This window comes from Hafnia alvei, from assembly GCF_900095695.1.
Taxonomy (GTDB): Bacteria; Pseudomonadota; Gammaproteobacteria; order Enterobacterales; family Enterobacteriaceae; genus Hafnia; species Hafnia alvei_B.
Genome location: NZ_FMIQ01000006.1, coordinates 121,571 through 137,497, shown reverse-complemented (window position 1 = coordinate 137,497; position 15,927 = coordinate 121,571). Strand labels below are relative to the sequence as shown.

Sequence of the window (15,927 nt, the reverse complement as noted above, 5' to 3'; positions counted from 1 at the left end):
CGTGATAAAGCGGGCGTGGTGCGCATTAGATATGACGCTTCCACCGCTTTTAGCGGCGACGTTGCTGTGGGGGCTCACGCTGGGGAGCGCCTACGGCATCATCACTGCGCAGTTTAAAGCACAGGCCACCATCGTGGCTGGCTGTGCCGTTTTGGGTACGGGAAGTCTATTTGGCACCTTGAGCTTTGGTACCTATTCCGGCACGGGTACCGGCAGCGTTAGCGGCACTTTTGTGCAAAACACCTCGCTGACGCTGGCGTGTACTCCTGGTGTGTCGCTGAGTATGGCCATCAATGGCGGTTCAAACTTCACGACGGTGCGCAACGTGATGCAAAGCGGAAATAGCCTGCAGTTGCCCTATCGTATTTATTCCAATGCAGCGCACACCAATGAAATCATCGTGAACCAAAACGTTCCACTCAATATTTCCAGCTCCAATAACAATATTATTTTGCCGATTTACGGCGTATTACAACTTAACGGCTTTAGCCCTTCAGGGAGCTACACCGATACATTAACGGTGACGCTTACTTGGTAAATCAAGGAGATAATAATGAGCAACCTCCAGCGCGCTACGCATCATCTTTGTATTATTCTGGGCAGTGCGCTATTAAGCACCATCGTCCCCGTAAATGCCTATGCCGCCACAAATATGTTGATCTGGCCAATCGATCCCGCCTTAGGTGCCAACGATAATGCCACTGAGCTGTGGCTAGAAAATAAAGGTGCCGTGGCCGCCACGATGCAAATTAGAGTTCTTGGCTGGAAACAGGTTGCGGGAGAAGAAAACTATCGGAGCCAACAAGACGTTGTCGCAAGCCCTCCCATTGTGAATATCGGCGCGGGGAAAAAACAATTAATCAGGCTAATCCGTCAATCCCCAACGCCTGCTGGGCAAGAACAAGCGTTCCGTATTCTGATTGATGAAGTCCCCCCTGCCGAGCGCTCTACGGGGTCTCAGGCAGGGGTGTCACTGTTAATGCGCTATTCGCTGCCTTTATTTGTGTACGGCGACGGCGTTAATTTCCAGCGCAATGCGGCAGAACCGGTACATCTTAGCCAAAGCCAACTGAGCTGGAAGATGACCACCAATAATGGTCACCCGGCTATTGAGGTCACCAACCGTGGTACGATTCACGCACGCCTGAGTAAGGTCTCGATTAATGGTAAAACGATGGCCGATGGACTACTCGGCTACGTCCTCGCCGGATCCTATCGGACGTGGCCTTTGCCAGCCGGAGTCACTCGAGGCCAAATGCTAAAGGCTGAAGTAAATAGCGACAGCAATATCTGGCAGTCAGGTCCGGCGCAATAGCCGCCCTTTAAGATGCCGTCGTGAAAGCCATCAGGGTTTGGCGCAGCCACGCTGTGTCACTTATGGTCACATTAAGTTTGCCCGGTATCGCACTGGGCGAATCGGGCAGCAGTGAGCTGCCGCCACCGCCCACGGCCAGCATCGTTAATCAAGACCAGCACTTTCGTTTAGCCTTAGTGATCAACCGGTTCGATACCGGCAAATTGAGTGCTGTGATCCTACGCAACGGTCATTTTTATATTTCATCGTCAGAGCTCATTGGCCTTGGCCTGCCTGCGGATAAATTTCCTGCGCCAGAAACAGATTTAACCGCTGACACAAATATCGAGACGCACTATGACAGCGAAGGTCAGCGTCTGTTACTCCAAGTACCCACTGATTGGCTGCCCAACCAATCGGTATTCACCGGTAATCCAACCCAGCAAACTCAAGCCGTTGCCGGCAGCGGTGCGCTATTCAACTATGACGTTTACACCAGTCGAACATCAGGAGCGGCAACCCTTTCATCGGCATGGAACGAATTCCGTATTTTTACCCCTGCTGCAACGCTGTCCAGCACCGGTATTTTGCGTAAAAGCTTTGGGGGCAACGGTAGCGACGTTGATGAAGGTTATCGACGCTATGACACCACCTTAAGTGGGGTAAACGAAGCGCATGCTTTCAGTTGGCAAGCGGGGGACCTCATCACCGGAGCGCTCAGTTGGAGTAACAGCGTACGATTAGGCGGTATCACCGTCGGCCGTGATTTCTCCGTTCGGCCCGACATCATTACCTATCCGCTTCCTGCTTTTAATGGGCAAACAGCGGTGCCCACCACGGCGGATATCTTCATTAACGGCTATCAGTCGGCCAGCACTAATCTTGAGCCAGGGCCGTTCACGCTTACCAACCTGCCTTATGTTAACGGTGCGGGAGAAGCGGTGTTAGTCACTACTGATGCGCTGGGCCGTCGCGTCTCCACCACTCAGCCTTTTTACGTCGCCAGCACCTTATTAAAACCGGGGCTTTCTGACGCGTCACTGTCGCTTGGCGCAATACGCCGCGATTACGGTGAAAAAGATTTCTCCTACGGAAGCGCCGCCGCCAGTGGCTCCTATCGTTACGGTATAAACGATTACCTCACGCTGGAAACTCACGCTGAAGGTGCATCAGAATTAGCACTCGGCGGGCTCGGCTCATTGGTTAAACTGGGCTATCTGGGCGTGCTCAATACCTCGGTAACCACCAGCACCATGTATGGCAAACGCGGAAATCAATATGATTGGGGATACCAATACAGCAATTCGCGTTTCAATATTGGCACTCAGCACAGCCGCCGCGATAAAAACTTTGGCAACCTCGCGCTGTATGACGAACCACAGAGCAATTCCGACCAGTCCTCATATTCACTGAGCAAAAGCAGCGATCAATACTCGGCGGCAATTTCACTAGACCAGCTCGGCAGCTTTGGTTTGGCCTACTTTGATATTCAAAGCTTCGCGGGCGACCGTACCCGACTGCTGAACCTGTCGTGGAATAAAAGTTTATGGGGCAACAGCACCGTTTACGTATCAGCCAGCCGCGATCCCTCGCAGCAAGATTGGGCATTGGCGCTATCGATTCAAATTCCATTCAACGCCTTTGACAACGTCAGCGTTACCACGCAGCGCAATGCGACGGGCGAAAATCAGCAAACCATCGCCTATGACCACGCGATGCCAAGCGACGGTGGATTTAAGTGGAATCTGGCCTACGCCAACCAGTCACAGCAAAGCAACTATCAGCAGGCCACGCTCGGCTGGCGCAATGAACATGTTCAGCTGCAAGGCGGCGTTTATGGCCCATCGGATAATTATACCCAATGGGGAGAGATGATGGGCGCGTTGGTGTATATGGACAACACGCTGCTTACGGCTAACCAGATCAACGACTCCTTTGTGATCGTCAGCACCGATGGCTACCCCAATATTGGCGTCAATTTTGAAAACCAACCTAAAGGCACCACGAACCGTCAGGGATACATGCTGGTGCCGGGTGTCTCCTCGTTTTACCCATCAAAATTCAGCATCGACACCTTAAGTTTACCGGCTGATATTTACGCCGATACCACGGAGCAACGCATTTCTGTACGCCGAAACAGCGGTTACGTGGTGCATTTCCCGGTTCGCGAACGCCGTGCTGCCAGCGTGATCTTGCACGATCAAACCGGAGCCGCGATCCCTCTGTCGAGTACCGTATCGCAGCAGGGAAAACCAGACACCTACGTCGGCTGGGATGGATTGGCCTATCTGGAAAATCTGGATCGTCAAAACACATTGCGCATACGCACGCCCAATGGACAAAACTGTACTGTTAATTTCAGTCTACCCGACCAACATTCACAAAAGCTGAGTACCTATGGGCCATTTGTCTGCCAACTTAGCGCCACTGCGGAGAACCAGTAACATGAGGATCTTGCTCACCGTTATGACCACGTTAGTTGCTAGTTTCTTTTTCTCTCCCACTGCGCATGCTCTCTGTACGCTCACAAAGCCTGTGATAGTGAATTATGGCACTCAAAGCTCTGTCGTGGTCAACGCCACGTCCCAATCGCAGACGATAAATATTCAATTAACCTGCACCACGGTGCTAAACATCGCAGCGCCGGGATTTATCAACGTCAACTTTGCCAGCGCAACGCCCGCTAACACGCCACGAGCGTTGCTAACCAGCGGCACCACAACGGATACCATTCCCGTTCAACTAAACTGCATTCCACGAACGTGTACGCCGGCTAAGGAAATTCAAGTTGCCGATACAGCCGCAGTTTCCAGCGCAACGCTGCTAACACTATTAAGCAATACCCAGTATAACCTCCCATTTACCATCCAGACTGTCATTGGCCAGTCAGTGGCTGCTGGAACCTATACCGCGTCCCTCAATCTTAATATCAGCTGGAGTATTTGTACCGTCGGCGCAATTGGTATCTGCGCAATCCCCGATCCCGGTTCTGATACCCTGTCTATCCCGATCACCCTTATCGTCGCCAACGACTGCGCCACCATTACCGCGCCCGATATCAATTTCGGCAGTGCGCCAGTGGCGGGTAGCTTTAGCACCCAATCAGGAACTATCACCTTAGTTTGCACCAAGAGCGCAACCTATACCGTGGGAATAAGTGATGGGCAAAATGCCAGTGGTGGCGTACGCAATATGCTTAATGGCGTAGCAAATTTACTCAGCTACGATATCTATCAGTCAACCAGCAATAACCGCTGGGGATCGGTCGGCAGCCAGCGCTGGAGCAGCACTGCAGCCACCACCACCAGCCCTGACACCATGACTAAAACCTATAATTACACGGCTAAAATATTTCCTACCCAGAACACGCCACCAGCCGGCGTTTACAACGATACGCTGATCGTCGACGTGGCCTTTTAAAGCGTGTTCGTTCACTCCTGCAAAACCCAAACGCTGACGCTCCCCGCCGATACGGGGAACTCAGCGCTGGCATCATCACCTGCGGTAACCACATCGGCATGGTTGCCGAGAAAATCATAAAACTGCCGCCCGGCCAAACCCTCTGCCAGTTGCACATGCTTAGATGCCACATCGCCATTGGTCATGATCACCACACAGCCCGGGGCTTCCTCGGTGCCATCGCGCACAAACGCCACGCACTGCGGCGCGTCAAAATAATCGTGCTGCGCGCCGTTGGCAAAACGCTGGCGTGCTTCAATCAATTTTTCAAGCTCAGGAATAACGGGCATGATGATTTCATAATCCTCACCGTCATCGCCTTTATCGGTATAGGTCGCACCAAACAGATCGGGATAAAAAACGCAGGGCACGCCCTGTTCGCGCAGCAGAATTAACGCATACGCCAATGGCTTAAACCACGGTTCCACCGGCGCCTCCAGCGACTGCAACGGCTGAGTATCATGGTTCGCCACCAGCGTTACCGTATTCTCAGGCGCACTCGCCACCAGCGTGTCAGCAAACAGCGTGGAAAGATCGTAATCACTGCCCGATTTAGACGCATGATGAAATTTGGTATGCAGAACAGAATCAAACAGCATCAGTTTGTTTTCTGTTTCTTGCAGATAGTTCTGCAGCGCAGCAACCTCCGGTGACCAATATTCCGCCACGGTAAATAATTCGCGGCCAGAATGCTCACGCAGATGATCGAGCCATTGAGAATAAAACCACGCGGGAATATGCTTCACCGCGTCTAGACGAAATCCATCGCAGGGTACGGAATCCAATAACCAACGCCCCCAGAATTTTAATTCCTCGTTAACCGCCTCATTACGGAATTCAATATCGGCCCCCATGAGATAATCATAATTGCCGTTTTCTTTATCAACATCATCGCTCCAGCCCTCTTCGCCGAAATCGTTCATGATCTTGAAAATGCCGTTTTCATTCGGGTCTTCAATATAGTCCACGCCGCTAAAACAGCGATAATCCCAAACAAACTCAGAGTATTTCCCCTGTCGCCCGGGAAATACGAAACGCGTGTAGGCTAATGCTTCAAAAGAGCTATCATCGATATCATTGCGGTTATGCTCTTCAACGCGGCGCACATGCACGCGCTCTGTCTCATCCGCCCCCAGCTTGTGATTCAACACGGCGTCAAACAGCACCTGCAGACCGTGCGCTTGCAAACACTGCGCCGCATGTTCTAATCCAGCCCTATCACCGTATTTAGTTGGCACGCTCCCTTTCTGGTCGAACTCGCCGAGATCGAAGAGATCATAAGAGTCATACCCCACAGAGTAGCCGCCGCTGGCCCCCTTATACGCAGGTGGAAGCCAAACGTGGCTTATCCCCAATCGAGAAAGAGACTCGGCTTTATCAGCCACCTCGGGCCACAATTTCCCGCCGTCCGGGTAATACCAGTGAAAGAACTGAAACAGCGTGGTTTTTTTCATCGTGAGTCATCCCTAAAAAGGCCGAACCATAAGCATGGATGAAAAATCCACACTCAACCAAAAATATTCACAGAAAGCATCTAACGACGTGCCACGGATCGGTTTTCTCTCTAACGGTAGGTTGTATATTTCATTGAGGTATTTTATTAAATAAAAGAAAAATACATTCATTTTAAATATGAATTAAAAACATAATTACTGAGTTGGAATAAATCTACCGCGCTATATTTGTTTTTTAGAAAAAATAACTCATATCCGCACAACTGCATAAAACAAAAATAATAAAAGCCTTTAATGTTCGCGCACTTATTACTTCACCATTAGATTAATAATAAAATTATACCTAATTATTATTAATTCAAGCCAAGCCATGAATAAAACAAATAAAAAAAGCCCGTCTATTATTCCAAGCCACTCGCTATTACGTGCCAGTTTGCTTATCGCTGTATCTTTAGCCATCGGCGGCTGCGCGATGATCCACTCAGATAAAGCACCTCTGCCGCAAACCGACCTCAGCCAAATACACATCAACGATGCCCCCGCCGGGGCACGGCGTGCATGGCCGGGAAGCCACTGGTGGCAAAATTATCATAACCCTCAGCTCAACCAACTGGTTGAGCAAGCGCTTGCCGACTCCCCCACGCTTGCCGTGGTTCGTCAACGCGTAGAAATAGCCAAAGCGCAAACCGATCGGGCACGCGCCGATGATTTACCCATCGTGAATTTCGGTGCCGACGTTGAACGCCAGAAAATGTCGGCTGAAGGTGTGATGGGGCCTTTTGCCCTTGACGATCCGGCCACCGGCACCACGGGACCGTGGTATACCAACGGCACCTTTGGTTTGCAGGCCAGCTACGATCTGGATTTATGGGGGAAAAATCGCGCTCAGGTCCAATCTGCTCTCGGCGTTTACAAAGCACGACAGGCGGAACTGGCTGAGAGTGAACTGCTGGTTTCCTCCGCCGTAACCCAAATCTATTGGGATATTCAAACCGTCAAAGCACTACAGGCCACGCTCATTGAGGTCAAAGCGCAAGAGGCCATCATCGCCGATACGGATCGCAAGCTTTACGACCAAGGCATTATCTCTTCGCTCGAACAGACCGAGACCGAAACGCAATTTACCAAAATCGATGAACAAATCGATGCATCGCGCGGCAATTTGCTCTTGTTACGGGCAAATTTGCAGGCGCTTGTCGGGCTAAAAACGCCGTTACCGGCGCTTAAAACGGTGCCGTTACCTGACGTCATTAGCACCCTACCGCAGAATTTAAGCTACGAATTACTGGCTCGCCGCCCCGATTTGCAAGCCGCGCACTGGTATATCGACGCGTCATTAAGCCAAGTCGATGCAGCCAAAGCCGCGTTTTATCCGAATATCAACCTGATGGGGTTCTTACAGAACGATGCGCTACACCTCAGCGATCTGTTTCGTGGTTCCGCCCAGCAAATGGGCGGCATATTCGGCTTAACGCTGCCTATTTTCGATGGTGGACGCCTTAACGCCAATCTCAGCATTGTACAAAGCGACAGCAACCTGAATATCGCCAGCTACAACAAAGCGGTAGTGAATGCCATTACTGATGTCACCAAGGGCATTACTCAGCTACAAACCCTCGCCGCCCAAAGTGCCCACCAAACCGAAGTGGTGACCGGAGACCAAAAAATCTGGTCGCTCACCCAAATGCGCTTTCAAGCTGGCGTCATCAGCGGGGTTAACGTGGCAAAAGCCAAGCTGCCGCTGCTGGCAGAGCAAACCAAGCTGATCGAACTGCACGGCCGTTGGATAGACGCAGACATCAACCTCATCAAATCACTCGGCGGTGGATACCGAGCCGAAGCCACATCGCGCAAGTCATAAGCAAACACGTCATCAATAAATAGCGGCAACAAAGTCTCTCTTTGCTGCCGCGTATTCGCCCCGTTGCTACCTCACATGTAAACGGGTTCACAAAATGATTCACAAAACGCCTACTATTTTCTCTATAATTAACGAATAGTTATCATAAAAATGCCTAAATGAGATCCTTTGTACATGCTGAAAATGCTAAAAACCTACGCGCTGTTGGTTATGTTGCTAACAACGCCGCTCATGAGCCATGCCGCTAGCAGCAGTACACAGCAGGTTACAGCGAGTACGCATGTAGACAGCGGCGTCTTGCAGAAAAAACTTGATACCATCAAGCAACAGGTTGCTAACGCCCAGCACGAAAAACTACTCGGTCAACTCAACAGTGAAACGCTGCAACTGGCTGAAGAGGCCGACGCCAAGGCCGCCGAACTCACCCCAGAAATCGCACAAATACAGGCTCAGCTTGACGTACTCGGCCCCAAATCCGCCGATGAAACGCCAGTGGTTACCCAGCAAAGAACAGCGCTGAACCGCACTAAAACCCAGCTAGATAAACAAATTGAACAAGTTAATACGGTAAAAACCAATGCCGCTAATCTCTCCACCCAAATTAATAACCTGCGCCGCTCGGCGTTAAAATCTCAGATCGCGCTTAATTCAGGCACCATTCTAGGACAAAGCTTTTGGTCTCCGATTCTTTCATCACAGAATCACGATCTAGATAAGTTCAGCGATTTTAATCAACAGCTAGCCAACGCTTGGGACAACGCTTGGCAACCCGGCTGGAAAGCAGGATCGGTGTTTTATATCTTGCTGGCGCTGGCCTTTGGCGTCTTCAGCCATGCCGTGTTGGATAAACCGGTCAGCGCCATGATGCAACGGTGGTTACCCGAAGGGCGCCTACGCCGTAGCGTACTCGCCTTCAGCACCACCGTACTCACCGCCGTGATGCTCGGTACTAGCGCCCACTTCCTATGCTATCTGTTCATTCGCTTGCCCGACACGTCGCCGATGCTGCTCGAATTTGCGCACACGCTGGTGCGGTTAACCATCTTTTCTAGCCTGATTGCCGGACTGGGTAGCGCATTATTATCCAATCGCCATCCCTCTTGGCGGTTGCCAAACATTTCCGATAACGCGGCCAAAGCCTTAGCGCCTTTTCCGATCCTTATTGCTACCGCCGTTTTTATTTTCAGCATTCTTGAACAACTCAATAATCTGGTGGGCGCCAGCATCGCCGCCACGGTCTTTTGCAGCGGATTATTATCACTGCTGGTGGCGCTGATTGCGATTTTCATGGCGGTACGCGTCACCCGACTGCGCCACGGACGAAGCACCAATAACGAACAGCCGAGCGCACGTTCGGCGCTGGCCGGATTCATTCATCTGGCGATCAGCGCCACGTCGTTTGCCATTATTATCGCCCTGCTCACAGGCTACATTCTGCTGGCCCGCTTCCTCACCTATGAACTGATCTGGGTATGGCTGGTGTTGGCCTGCTTGTATCTGCTGATTCATCTGATGACTGACCTATGCGAAAGCATATTCACACCCAGCAACCCGTCAGGAAAAATACTCAAAAACACGCTCAGCCTAAGCGACCGCCATCTCTCGCTAGCCGCTACGCTGTTCGCCGCGGTTGGCAAAACGATGTTGGTACTGTTTGCGGTGACCGCGCTGCTGAGCGGAACCTACGGTTCGACCACGCCGCTCGCCCTGCTACAAAAAGTCGTCGAAATTTGGCGCGGCAAAGGGTTAGGCGGCGTCACGATTATCCCGGCACACGCCCTCAATGCCGTGCTGTGCTTGGTTATTGGCTGGTACATTCTACGCACCGCGCGCCGTTGGCTAGATAACGATTTCCTGCCAAAAACCATGATGGATCGCGGCATGCGTGCCTCATTAGTGACGTTGTTCACCAACGTCGGCTACGTGCTGATTATCTTACTCACGCTCTCTACGCTGGGCATTGAGTGGAATAAGCTGGCGTGGATCGTCAGTGCCCTATCGGTCGGTATCGGTTTTGGTTTGCAGGAGATCGTAAAAAACTTTATCTCCGGCCTGATTTTGCTCACCGAGCGTCCGGTCAAAGTTGGTGATTTAATCAGTATCAGCGGCGTTGAGGGCGATATTCGCCGCATCAACGTCCGTGCCACCGAAATCCAGCTCAGCGATCGTTCCACCGTAATTGTGCCCAACTCCCAGTTGATTTCACAAAACGTTCGCAATGCCACCATGGGTAATGCGCAAGGCGTGGTGACGATTGCGCTCACCTTCCCGTTGGATATCGATCCTGAGCAAACGCGCACGCTGCTGCTCGACGCCTATCACCAGCATGTTGCCATACAGCCGGCGCCCGCGCCGTCGGTGAGCTTCAAAGAATTGGGGCCAAACGGCATTGTGCTCAGCGTCACGGGCTATGTGGCGAGCCCTCGCGTGGTGAGCGGTACCAAGAGTGATTTACTGTATGAGATTTTGAAAAGACTCAGAGCGGCAGGCATCAGTCTGAGTCAAAGCCAGACGATGGTAATTGAAAGAGCGCCATCTGCGGCGCTAACAGAAGAGTAAAAACCACGGGCAACACCGAAAAAAGGCGTTGCCCGCTGAAAACCTACAACGACCTCGGTTCCATCATCAGCAACATATAACGACTTTGCAGCTGTTTAAAACGGTTATCGATCTGCCGAACCAACGCCGGAGAAACTGTTCCGGCGTTTTGCTGTTCAGATAACTGCCGCAGCAGCTCCTCCAACGGCGGTGATTTCACCAGCGGCTGTTGAATAGCAAAAATCGACGATTTCAACTCCGAAACGGTCATATATTTCCCCCGCTGCTCGTCTAATCCATTGAGCTTATTGGCCAGCTGTTGCAAACGGGTTTGCGCCAAATGCCAATCATCAAGCGTATCACTGGCCGCCGCCTGCGCGTTCAAATTGAGCAGCCATCCGGCAGCCAGCTGATCGACCGCCGGCGTTTGCGGCCACAGCGTTTGCGCCTGCTTAACCAGCTGAGAAGCATAGTTCAGCGACCAAAGCGCGGGTAATGAATTAATATTTTCCAACTGCTTTTGCGTTGCCGCCACCATGTCATTGGTCAACGTAGGCAGCTTCTCGGCTTTCTCGGTGCGCAGCGTATTCATCTGCGCAGGCGATAACGGCTGCGGTAACGGTTCTACCGTGGCTAACAACAGATTACGCACGGGCTCCTGATGCCATGCATTCCAGCTCCACAGCCCCGCGCTGCCCACCAGCGCCATGCAAATTAATCCGGTTGCAAAACCAAGCCAGTGGCTTTTCTGAATACCGCTTGCGGTATTTTCCACCCGCATGATCACCGGCTTTGCCTCGGCCTGAACCACGTACACCAGCGGTGAATCATCCCGCATTTCAGGCCCAGCTATCGACATCGACGGTCGCGCCGCCAGCGTGCTTCCGCCCTGTATCGCATTATCGCCGTCTAAACTTTCCAACCGAAGCGCGGTGTTATGCATCAGATGATATAACCCATCTAACTGGCTAAGATGCTTCAGCTCCAAACGCGCCAGCACTTCGCTCAGGTGTTCCAGCAGCGTTTCGGTGCGATAAATAATCGGCAAGTCACCATACTTAAACACATAGCCACGCAGCAGTTGCTGCAGGCGCGTGGCGAGCCAACCCAGAATTTCCATGCGCGCATGGGTTTGCGCGGGCCAAAACACCGGCCACTGATGCGTCAATAATCCATCGACAAGCACCAACCCCTCTTCAATGCCCGCCAATCCCGCACGATGCGCGCGTGCCAGCGTGTAATAAGCGGTCGTTTGCAGCTCAACCCCGTTTTGGCGAAAAAGTCCCAGACACAGCTGCTCCACTTTTTGCCAATCGACGTCAGGACGCGCAGGGTGCGTAAGCTTACTCAGCTCATCGCGCAGTGCGGTAAATTCGCTCAGCGTGCGCGGATCGCCGCCGGTACGTAAATGTTGTTCGGAGAAAGAAGCCATGCGTAAGTGAAGCTCCGTAAAAAGAAAGAAAAACTAAGCGGAAACAAACTGCTGCTGTTTGAGATGGCGCACCAATACTTTACCCTCGGGCGCAAACTCCGTGCCGAAGCGCACCAGACCCAGTTCTTTTAACTGAGCCTCGAGGGTGTATTCCAAATGACCGCTGCGCGTTTGGGGCAGCAGCGTAATCGACAGGCTTTCAAGGCGCGGTTCATACTTTAATAACGTCGCCGACAGCAGCGAAAGCAATCCATGCGCTGAGCCCGGCATGCCTTGTAGGATCTGGCTCATATCGGGCAGGCCATAGTCGGGTAAATGCGCCAAGGTGCCAGCGCGGCTATTAAGAATGCGCTGCATGTTATCGAGCACCGATAAAATCACCTGGTCACGCTCGCTCACCCGCTGCAAATCCAGCTCGCCGCCAAAGTTCAGCGTCAGCATTTCATACAATGAAGGATTTTGAGAGGTCATGGCCTAATCCTTCACCGGTTTAAGGCTAAGGGCGTTATTTCTCAGCTCGATAATTCGTGGATCATCGGGCAACAAATCCTCGCGGTCGATAACCAACCGCCAGCTATTTTTCTGCATATCCGGCATACGGAATAACCCAACAACCGCCACAAACTTGGCGTCTTTTTCCATCGGCATATTCAACGACGCGCCGGTGCCCGGTTTCACCACCACTTCACGCTCGCTGAGCAAATCCGCTTTAAGGCTTGCATCGCCGTCTACCAGCAGGCTTTGATAATCCAGCTGTTCGAACGCTTTGCTATCACGCAATTGATAAACCCGTACCAGCGTCGGCACAGACAGCGCACTCATATCCTTCGCGTCGGTGTTAAGCGCCTCGCGGGCGCTGAAATCCAGATGCAGCGTTTTTATCTTTTTGTAAAATATCGATTTAGTCACCGATGCTGTACCGTCTGCGACGCTCTGCGTCAAGCCGCAACCTGCGAGCAACAACACGGACAACGCCATCGCTGTCGCCTGCAATGTACGGGGCTTAGAAGCGAAAATTGACATGCTTAACCTCTCTGTTCGCCGTATTCGGCTGTAATCCTTGATAATGCCCCAAGTTAACCGTGATCTCGTTGGGTAACGCTAAAGCCGCAGGAGCGGCGGCATGCAGGCCTAACAAACCGGTTAAACCAAGCTGAATCGGCGTTTTACCGAGTACCGGCGGCGGCAACATGGTGGTCGGCAGCACCAGCTTCAGCCGTGCATTGCAGCGCCATCCTAGATAAACCCGCAGTAAAACCATCAAATCGGTGTGCAGTTGCCCCCCCGGCAGCCAGCCTTTCGCCTCGTTCAAATCCGTGGTGTGCAGCGTGAGCAACAGTTGGGTATTCACATCGGTGCCGGTTGCGCCCAATACGGCACGCTGCGACAAATTAACCCGCTGCGTTTGCCCCAGTCCGGCCGGCTGTTTGAGCACAATTTGCTGGCGATCGTGCGGCGTGACCACCGCCGTGGTTTTCGGCGCCAGCAGTCTCACTAACGCCATCACCCCTTCGGCGGTGCGCGTGGGTAAGCGCATCACGCTCAGCAGCGCCAAAAACCGCGATACCGGCGTGGCAATATGTGAAGAGGTACCGGGTATCCCCAAACCAATCAGCCCCAATAGGCACTGCGAGGTTTCATCCGTTCCGCCCGTTTGAAACGTGGCCGGATAGGAATACTTGCGCCAAATACGATAAAACTGAGTAAAAATGCGGTGATTGAAGATATCCAGAAACGCTTCCAGCGCCTCATGTCCTTCTCGCCTCTGCGCAATATCGTCGAGGTATGAAGTCGGCAGCGGTGAATCAACGCCGTATAGCCCCAAAAACGTAGTACGCACCGTCGGTGGACGCTCGGGATGAAACTCATCACTTTCCAGCGATTTCAATTCACTGACGGGAAATCCCATACCGGGATGAGGATGAAAACGCACCGGATCGTCATGCGGGCTGGCGGTACTGCCCAGCGCCGGTCTTTCTGGCGCTACCCGCTCCAGCAGCTGACAAAAGCGATAGACGTTAACCTCCGACATGCGCCCTTGCAGCGCTGCCATTAGCCCGGAATGCGCTGACTGTGATTCTCTTTCCATTGCAGACATTTCCCTGAAGGTTGCAGTATCAACGTAAGCTGGTTAAACAGATGAATATCGGCATACAGCGCAAAGAAGCGGCTGAGCATTTCACCAAACAGGCTGATATCCCCCTCGCCGGAAAAACCATTGCTGTCCAGCGTGACTTCAATATCCACGCCGCGCAGCAAAAAGCCTTTTTCAAAGCGCTGGATCAGATGATGTTTCACGTCAACAATCGCCGCTAAGCGACGGCGGTTAAGTTCATCGCCCGTCCAGTCATACAGCGAAAGCGTGCCGCGCAGCACTTCGGCGTTATCCATCATCGGCAAGAAGTTCGAACCAAGGTGGCTTAATACCCGCCAGTGAAAACGATCGCGCGTCGGCGGATAGCACGGCATGGTTGGCGCGCACAGATTTCGCACCGACAGTTTGGTTTGTGTCGACTGCACCACCGTATCCAACAGCGTGCTTTGCAGCGCCTTACGCGGCAGTTGACCGTTGGTACCGGTCAGGCTCAGCGACAGGTTTTCTTCCGCGAGCAGCTTATCGCTGTCGAACGCTTCGCCGCCGAGGATCAGCCACGTATCGTGCAGCCCAGAAGCACCGCGTTTCACTCGGGTATGGAAATAACGCTCCGGCGCGTCGTAGCGCATCATGCCGCCTTTATGTCGGAAGCTGCTGAAAGGCACGTAGGTTTGATGTCCGGTGTGTTTCGACGAGACCACGCTGTCGACCGAATAGATCTCAGTGTGTCCATCCTGCAAGCGCATCGGACGCAGCAAATAGTCGGTCTCCAGCGGCGAAAGGCGCAGCGGGTCAGCCTCTAGCGGGAAGAGATTAATCACGGGAACACAGTGCAAACGCAGGTTTTCAGCGTCAAACGGCATGTCGTACGGCCACAGCTCGTTCAGCACAACCTCGATCTCAAACCACGGCAATTCAGCAGGCAGTTCAAGCTGATCCAGCCCGTTCAATCCCACAAACATGAATTTCTGCCGGAAGGTGAAAAACTCCAACAACAGCTGATAGCCGCTAAAGGCACTTTCCCCTTTCGGCCACAGACCGTCCTGCTCGCCAAACCCCAGCGGCGAAAAATAGCCGTCGATACGCTGACGCTCGGCCCGTTCCGGTAAACGCAGGTACATGGCCTGTGTTTGCAGCGTTAACGCCTGATGCAGCGCGCTCGCCACCGGACTATCCGCGTTCAAATAAAGCGGTACACGGCTAAGATCGACTTGTGCCCAGTCGGCCAATTCGCTGCATTCAAAGCGGAAGCGGATCACCGAACGACCGTCCGGCTCAGTGCTCAGCCCCACCTGAGATAAATTCAACGGCAGCAGATCGAGATCCTGCGTCGTGCTATAGTGGCAGCGGGTTTTCTGCTGCCCCACCGGCTGCGACATCACCTCAAAACCGCGAGCCACGCGCTCGCTGTGTTTCATCTGCGACCAGTCCGGCGAGAGCTCCACGATAGAAAGCGACGGAATTGTGCGCAAATAATGCGGCCACAGCAGACTCACTAACCCTTCGGTGAGTTCTGGCAAATCGTCATCCAGCTTTTCGCGCAGTCGCCCCATCAAGAAGGCAAAGCCTTCAAACAGACGTTCCACGTAGGGATCGCGCGCGCCCACCTTATCCAGATTAAGCATGGCCGCGCGGTCAGGATGCGCTTCGGCAAATTCTTTACCTGCTTCACGCAGATAGCGCATTTCTGCTTCAAAATAGCGCAGAGTTAAATCATCCATGCGAATTGTGTTCTCATGAGAAAGGTTAAAAAATAGGGGGAGGTAAAACCAAAATCAGGCCATTGTCTGCGGC

General features: G+C 52.6%; 12 protein-coding genes. 6 read left to right on the top strand and 6 right to left on the bottom strand.

Going from position 1 to position 15,927, the window contains the following annotated elements:
* Positions 1-31 precede the first annotated feature (31 nt).
* From BN1044_RS02060 to BN1044_RS02045, 4 genes are all read left to right on the top strand, one after another.
* Complete coding sequence (locus BN1044_RS02060) at positions 32-538, top strand: Csu type fimbrial protein (RefSeq protein WP_072307352.1); 507 nt, start codon at positions 32-34, stop codon at positions 536-538.
* A gap of 15 nt (positions 539-553) precedes the next feature.
* Positions 554-1,315, top strand: a complete 762-nt coding sequence (locus BN1044_RS02055; RefSeq protein ID WP_072307351.1) for a fimbrial biogenesis chaperone — start codon at positions 554-556, stop codon at positions 1,313-1,315.
* Positions 1,316-1,377: 62 nt separating this feature from the next.
* Positions 1,378-3,738: a fimbria/pilus outer membrane usher protein gene (locus tag BN1044_RS02050; RefSeq protein ID WP_072307350.1), complete on the top strand. Its 2,361-nt coding sequence runs from the start codon at positions 1,378-1,380 to the stop codon at positions 3,736-3,738.
* Position 3,739: 1 nt separating this feature from the next.
* On the top strand, positions 3,740-4,714 hold the full coding sequence (locus tag BN1044_RS02045) for a Csu type fimbrial protein (RefSeq protein ID WP_072307349.1): 975 nt from the start codon (positions 3,740-3,742) through the stop codon (positions 4,712-4,714).
* 11 nt (positions 4,715-4,725) lie between these two features.
* Here the strand turns inward: BN1044_RS02045 and amyA are convergent, their stop codons facing one another.
* The gene (amyA, locus tag BN1044_RS02040) at positions 4,726-6,207 is read right to left on the bottom strand and encodes an alpha-amylase (protein ID WP_072307348.1); all 1,482 of its coding nucleotides are present in this window, start codon (positions 6,205-6,207) and stop codon (positions 4,726-4,728) included.
* A gap of 370 nt (positions 6,208-6,577) precedes the next feature.
* Between amyA and BN1044_RS02035 the strand changes: the two genes are divergently transcribed.
* Both BN1044_RS02035 and BN1044_RS02030 read left to right on the top strand, forming a co-directional pair.
* On the top strand, positions 6,578-8,068 hold the full coding sequence (locus tag BN1044_RS02035; RefSeq protein ID WP_072307347.1) for an efflux transporter outer membrane subunit: 1,491 nt from the start codon (positions 6,578-6,580) through the stop codon (positions 8,066-8,068).
* A 174-nt stretch (positions 8,069-8,242) separates the two neighbouring features.
* Positions 8,243-10,627, top strand: a complete 2,385-nt coding sequence (locus tag BN1044_RS02030; RefSeq protein WP_072307346.1) for a DUF3772 domain-containing protein — start codon at positions 8,243-8,245, stop codon at positions 10,625-10,627.
* Between the two features lie 43 nt (positions 10,628-10,670).
* Here the strand turns inward: BN1044_RS02030 and BN1044_RS02025 are convergent, their stop codons facing one another.
* Genes BN1044_RS02025 through tssF form a run of 5 tightly spaced genes read right to left on the bottom strand, consistent with a single transcriptional unit; the run spans position 10,671 to position 15,854 of the window.
* Positions 10,671-12,038 carry a VasL domain-containing protein gene (locus BN1044_RS02025; protein ID WP_072307345.1) on the bottom strand — a complete coding sequence of 456 codons (1,368 nt, stop codon included), beginning with the start codon at positions 12,036-12,038 and terminating at the stop codon, positions 10,671-10,673.
* A 33-nt stretch (positions 12,039-12,071) separates the two neighbouring features.
* Positions 12,072-12,509: a type VI secretion system baseplate subunit TssE gene (tssE, locus tag BN1044_RS02020; protein ID WP_040045974.1), complete on the bottom strand. Its 438-nt coding sequence runs from the start codon at positions 12,507-12,509 to the stop codon at positions 12,072-12,074.
* A gap of 3 nt (positions 12,510-12,512) precedes the next feature.
* Entirely contained in the window at positions 12,513-13,061 is a 549-nt protein-coding gene (gene tssJ / locus BN1044_RS02015; RefSeq protein WP_072307344.1) for a type VI secretion system lipoprotein TssJ, read from the bottom strand.
* Positions 13,042-14,127, bottom strand: coding sequence for a type VI secretion system baseplate subunit TssG (tssG, locus tag BN1044_RS02010; protein ID WP_072307343.1), 1,086 nt, complete (start codon positions 14,125-14,127; stop codon positions 13,042-13,044). Before tssG ends, tssJ begins: the two co-directional genes overlap by 20 nt.
* Positions 14,091-15,854, bottom strand: coding sequence for a type VI secretion system baseplate subunit TssF (gene tssF, locus BN1044_RS02005; protein ID WP_072307342.1), 1,764 nt, complete (start codon positions 15,852-15,854; stop codon positions 14,091-14,093). Before tssF ends, tssG begins: the two co-directional genes overlap by 37 nt.
* Positions 15,855-15,927 lie beyond the last annotated feature (73 nt).

Coding starts and splice junctions, on each gene's coding strand:
- BN1044_RS02030 (WP_072307346.1), top strand. CDS start 8,243: ATGCTGAAAATGCTAAAAACCTACGCGCTGTTGGTTATGTTGCTAACA.
- tssJ (WP_072307344.1), bottom strand. CDS start 13,061: ATGTCAATTTTCGCTTCTAAGCCCCGTACATTGCAGGCGACAGCGATG.
- BN1044_RS02055 (WP_072307351.1), top strand. CDS start 554: ATGAGCAACCTCCAGCGCGCTACGCATCATCTTTGTATTATTCTGGGC.
- tssF (WP_072307342.1), bottom strand. CDS start 15,854: ATGGATGATTTAACTCTGCGCTATTTTGAAGCAGAAATGCGCTATCTG.
- tssG (WP_072307343.1), bottom strand. CDS start 14,127: ATGGAAAGAGAATCACAGTCAGCGCATTCCGGGCTAATGGCAGCGCTG.
- amyA (WP_072307348.1), bottom strand. CDS start 6,207: ATGAAAAAAACCACGCTGTTTCAGTTCTTTCACTGGTATTACCCGGAC.
- BN1044_RS02035 (WP_072307347.1), top strand. CDS start 6,578: ATGAATAAAACAAATAAAAAAAGCCCGTCTATTATTCCAAGCCACTCG.
- tssE (WP_040045974.1), bottom strand. CDS start 12,509: ATGACCTCTCAAAATCCTTCATTGTATGAAATGCTGACGCTGAACTTT.
- BN1044_RS02050 (WP_072307350.1), top strand. CDS start 1,378: ATGGTCACATTAAGTTTGCCCGGTATCGCACTGGGCGAATCGGGCAGC.
- BN1044_RS02045 (WP_072307349.1), top strand. CDS start 3,740: ATGAGGATCTTGCTCACCGTTATGACCACGTTAGTTGCTAGTTTCTTT.
- BN1044_RS02025 (WP_072307345.1), bottom strand. CDS start 12,038: ATGGCTTCTTTCTCCGAACAACATTTACGTACCGGCGGCGATCCGCGC.
- BN1044_RS02060 (WP_072307352.1), top strand. CDS start 32: ATGACGCTTCCACCGCTTTTAGCGGCGACGTTGCTGTGGGGGCTCACG.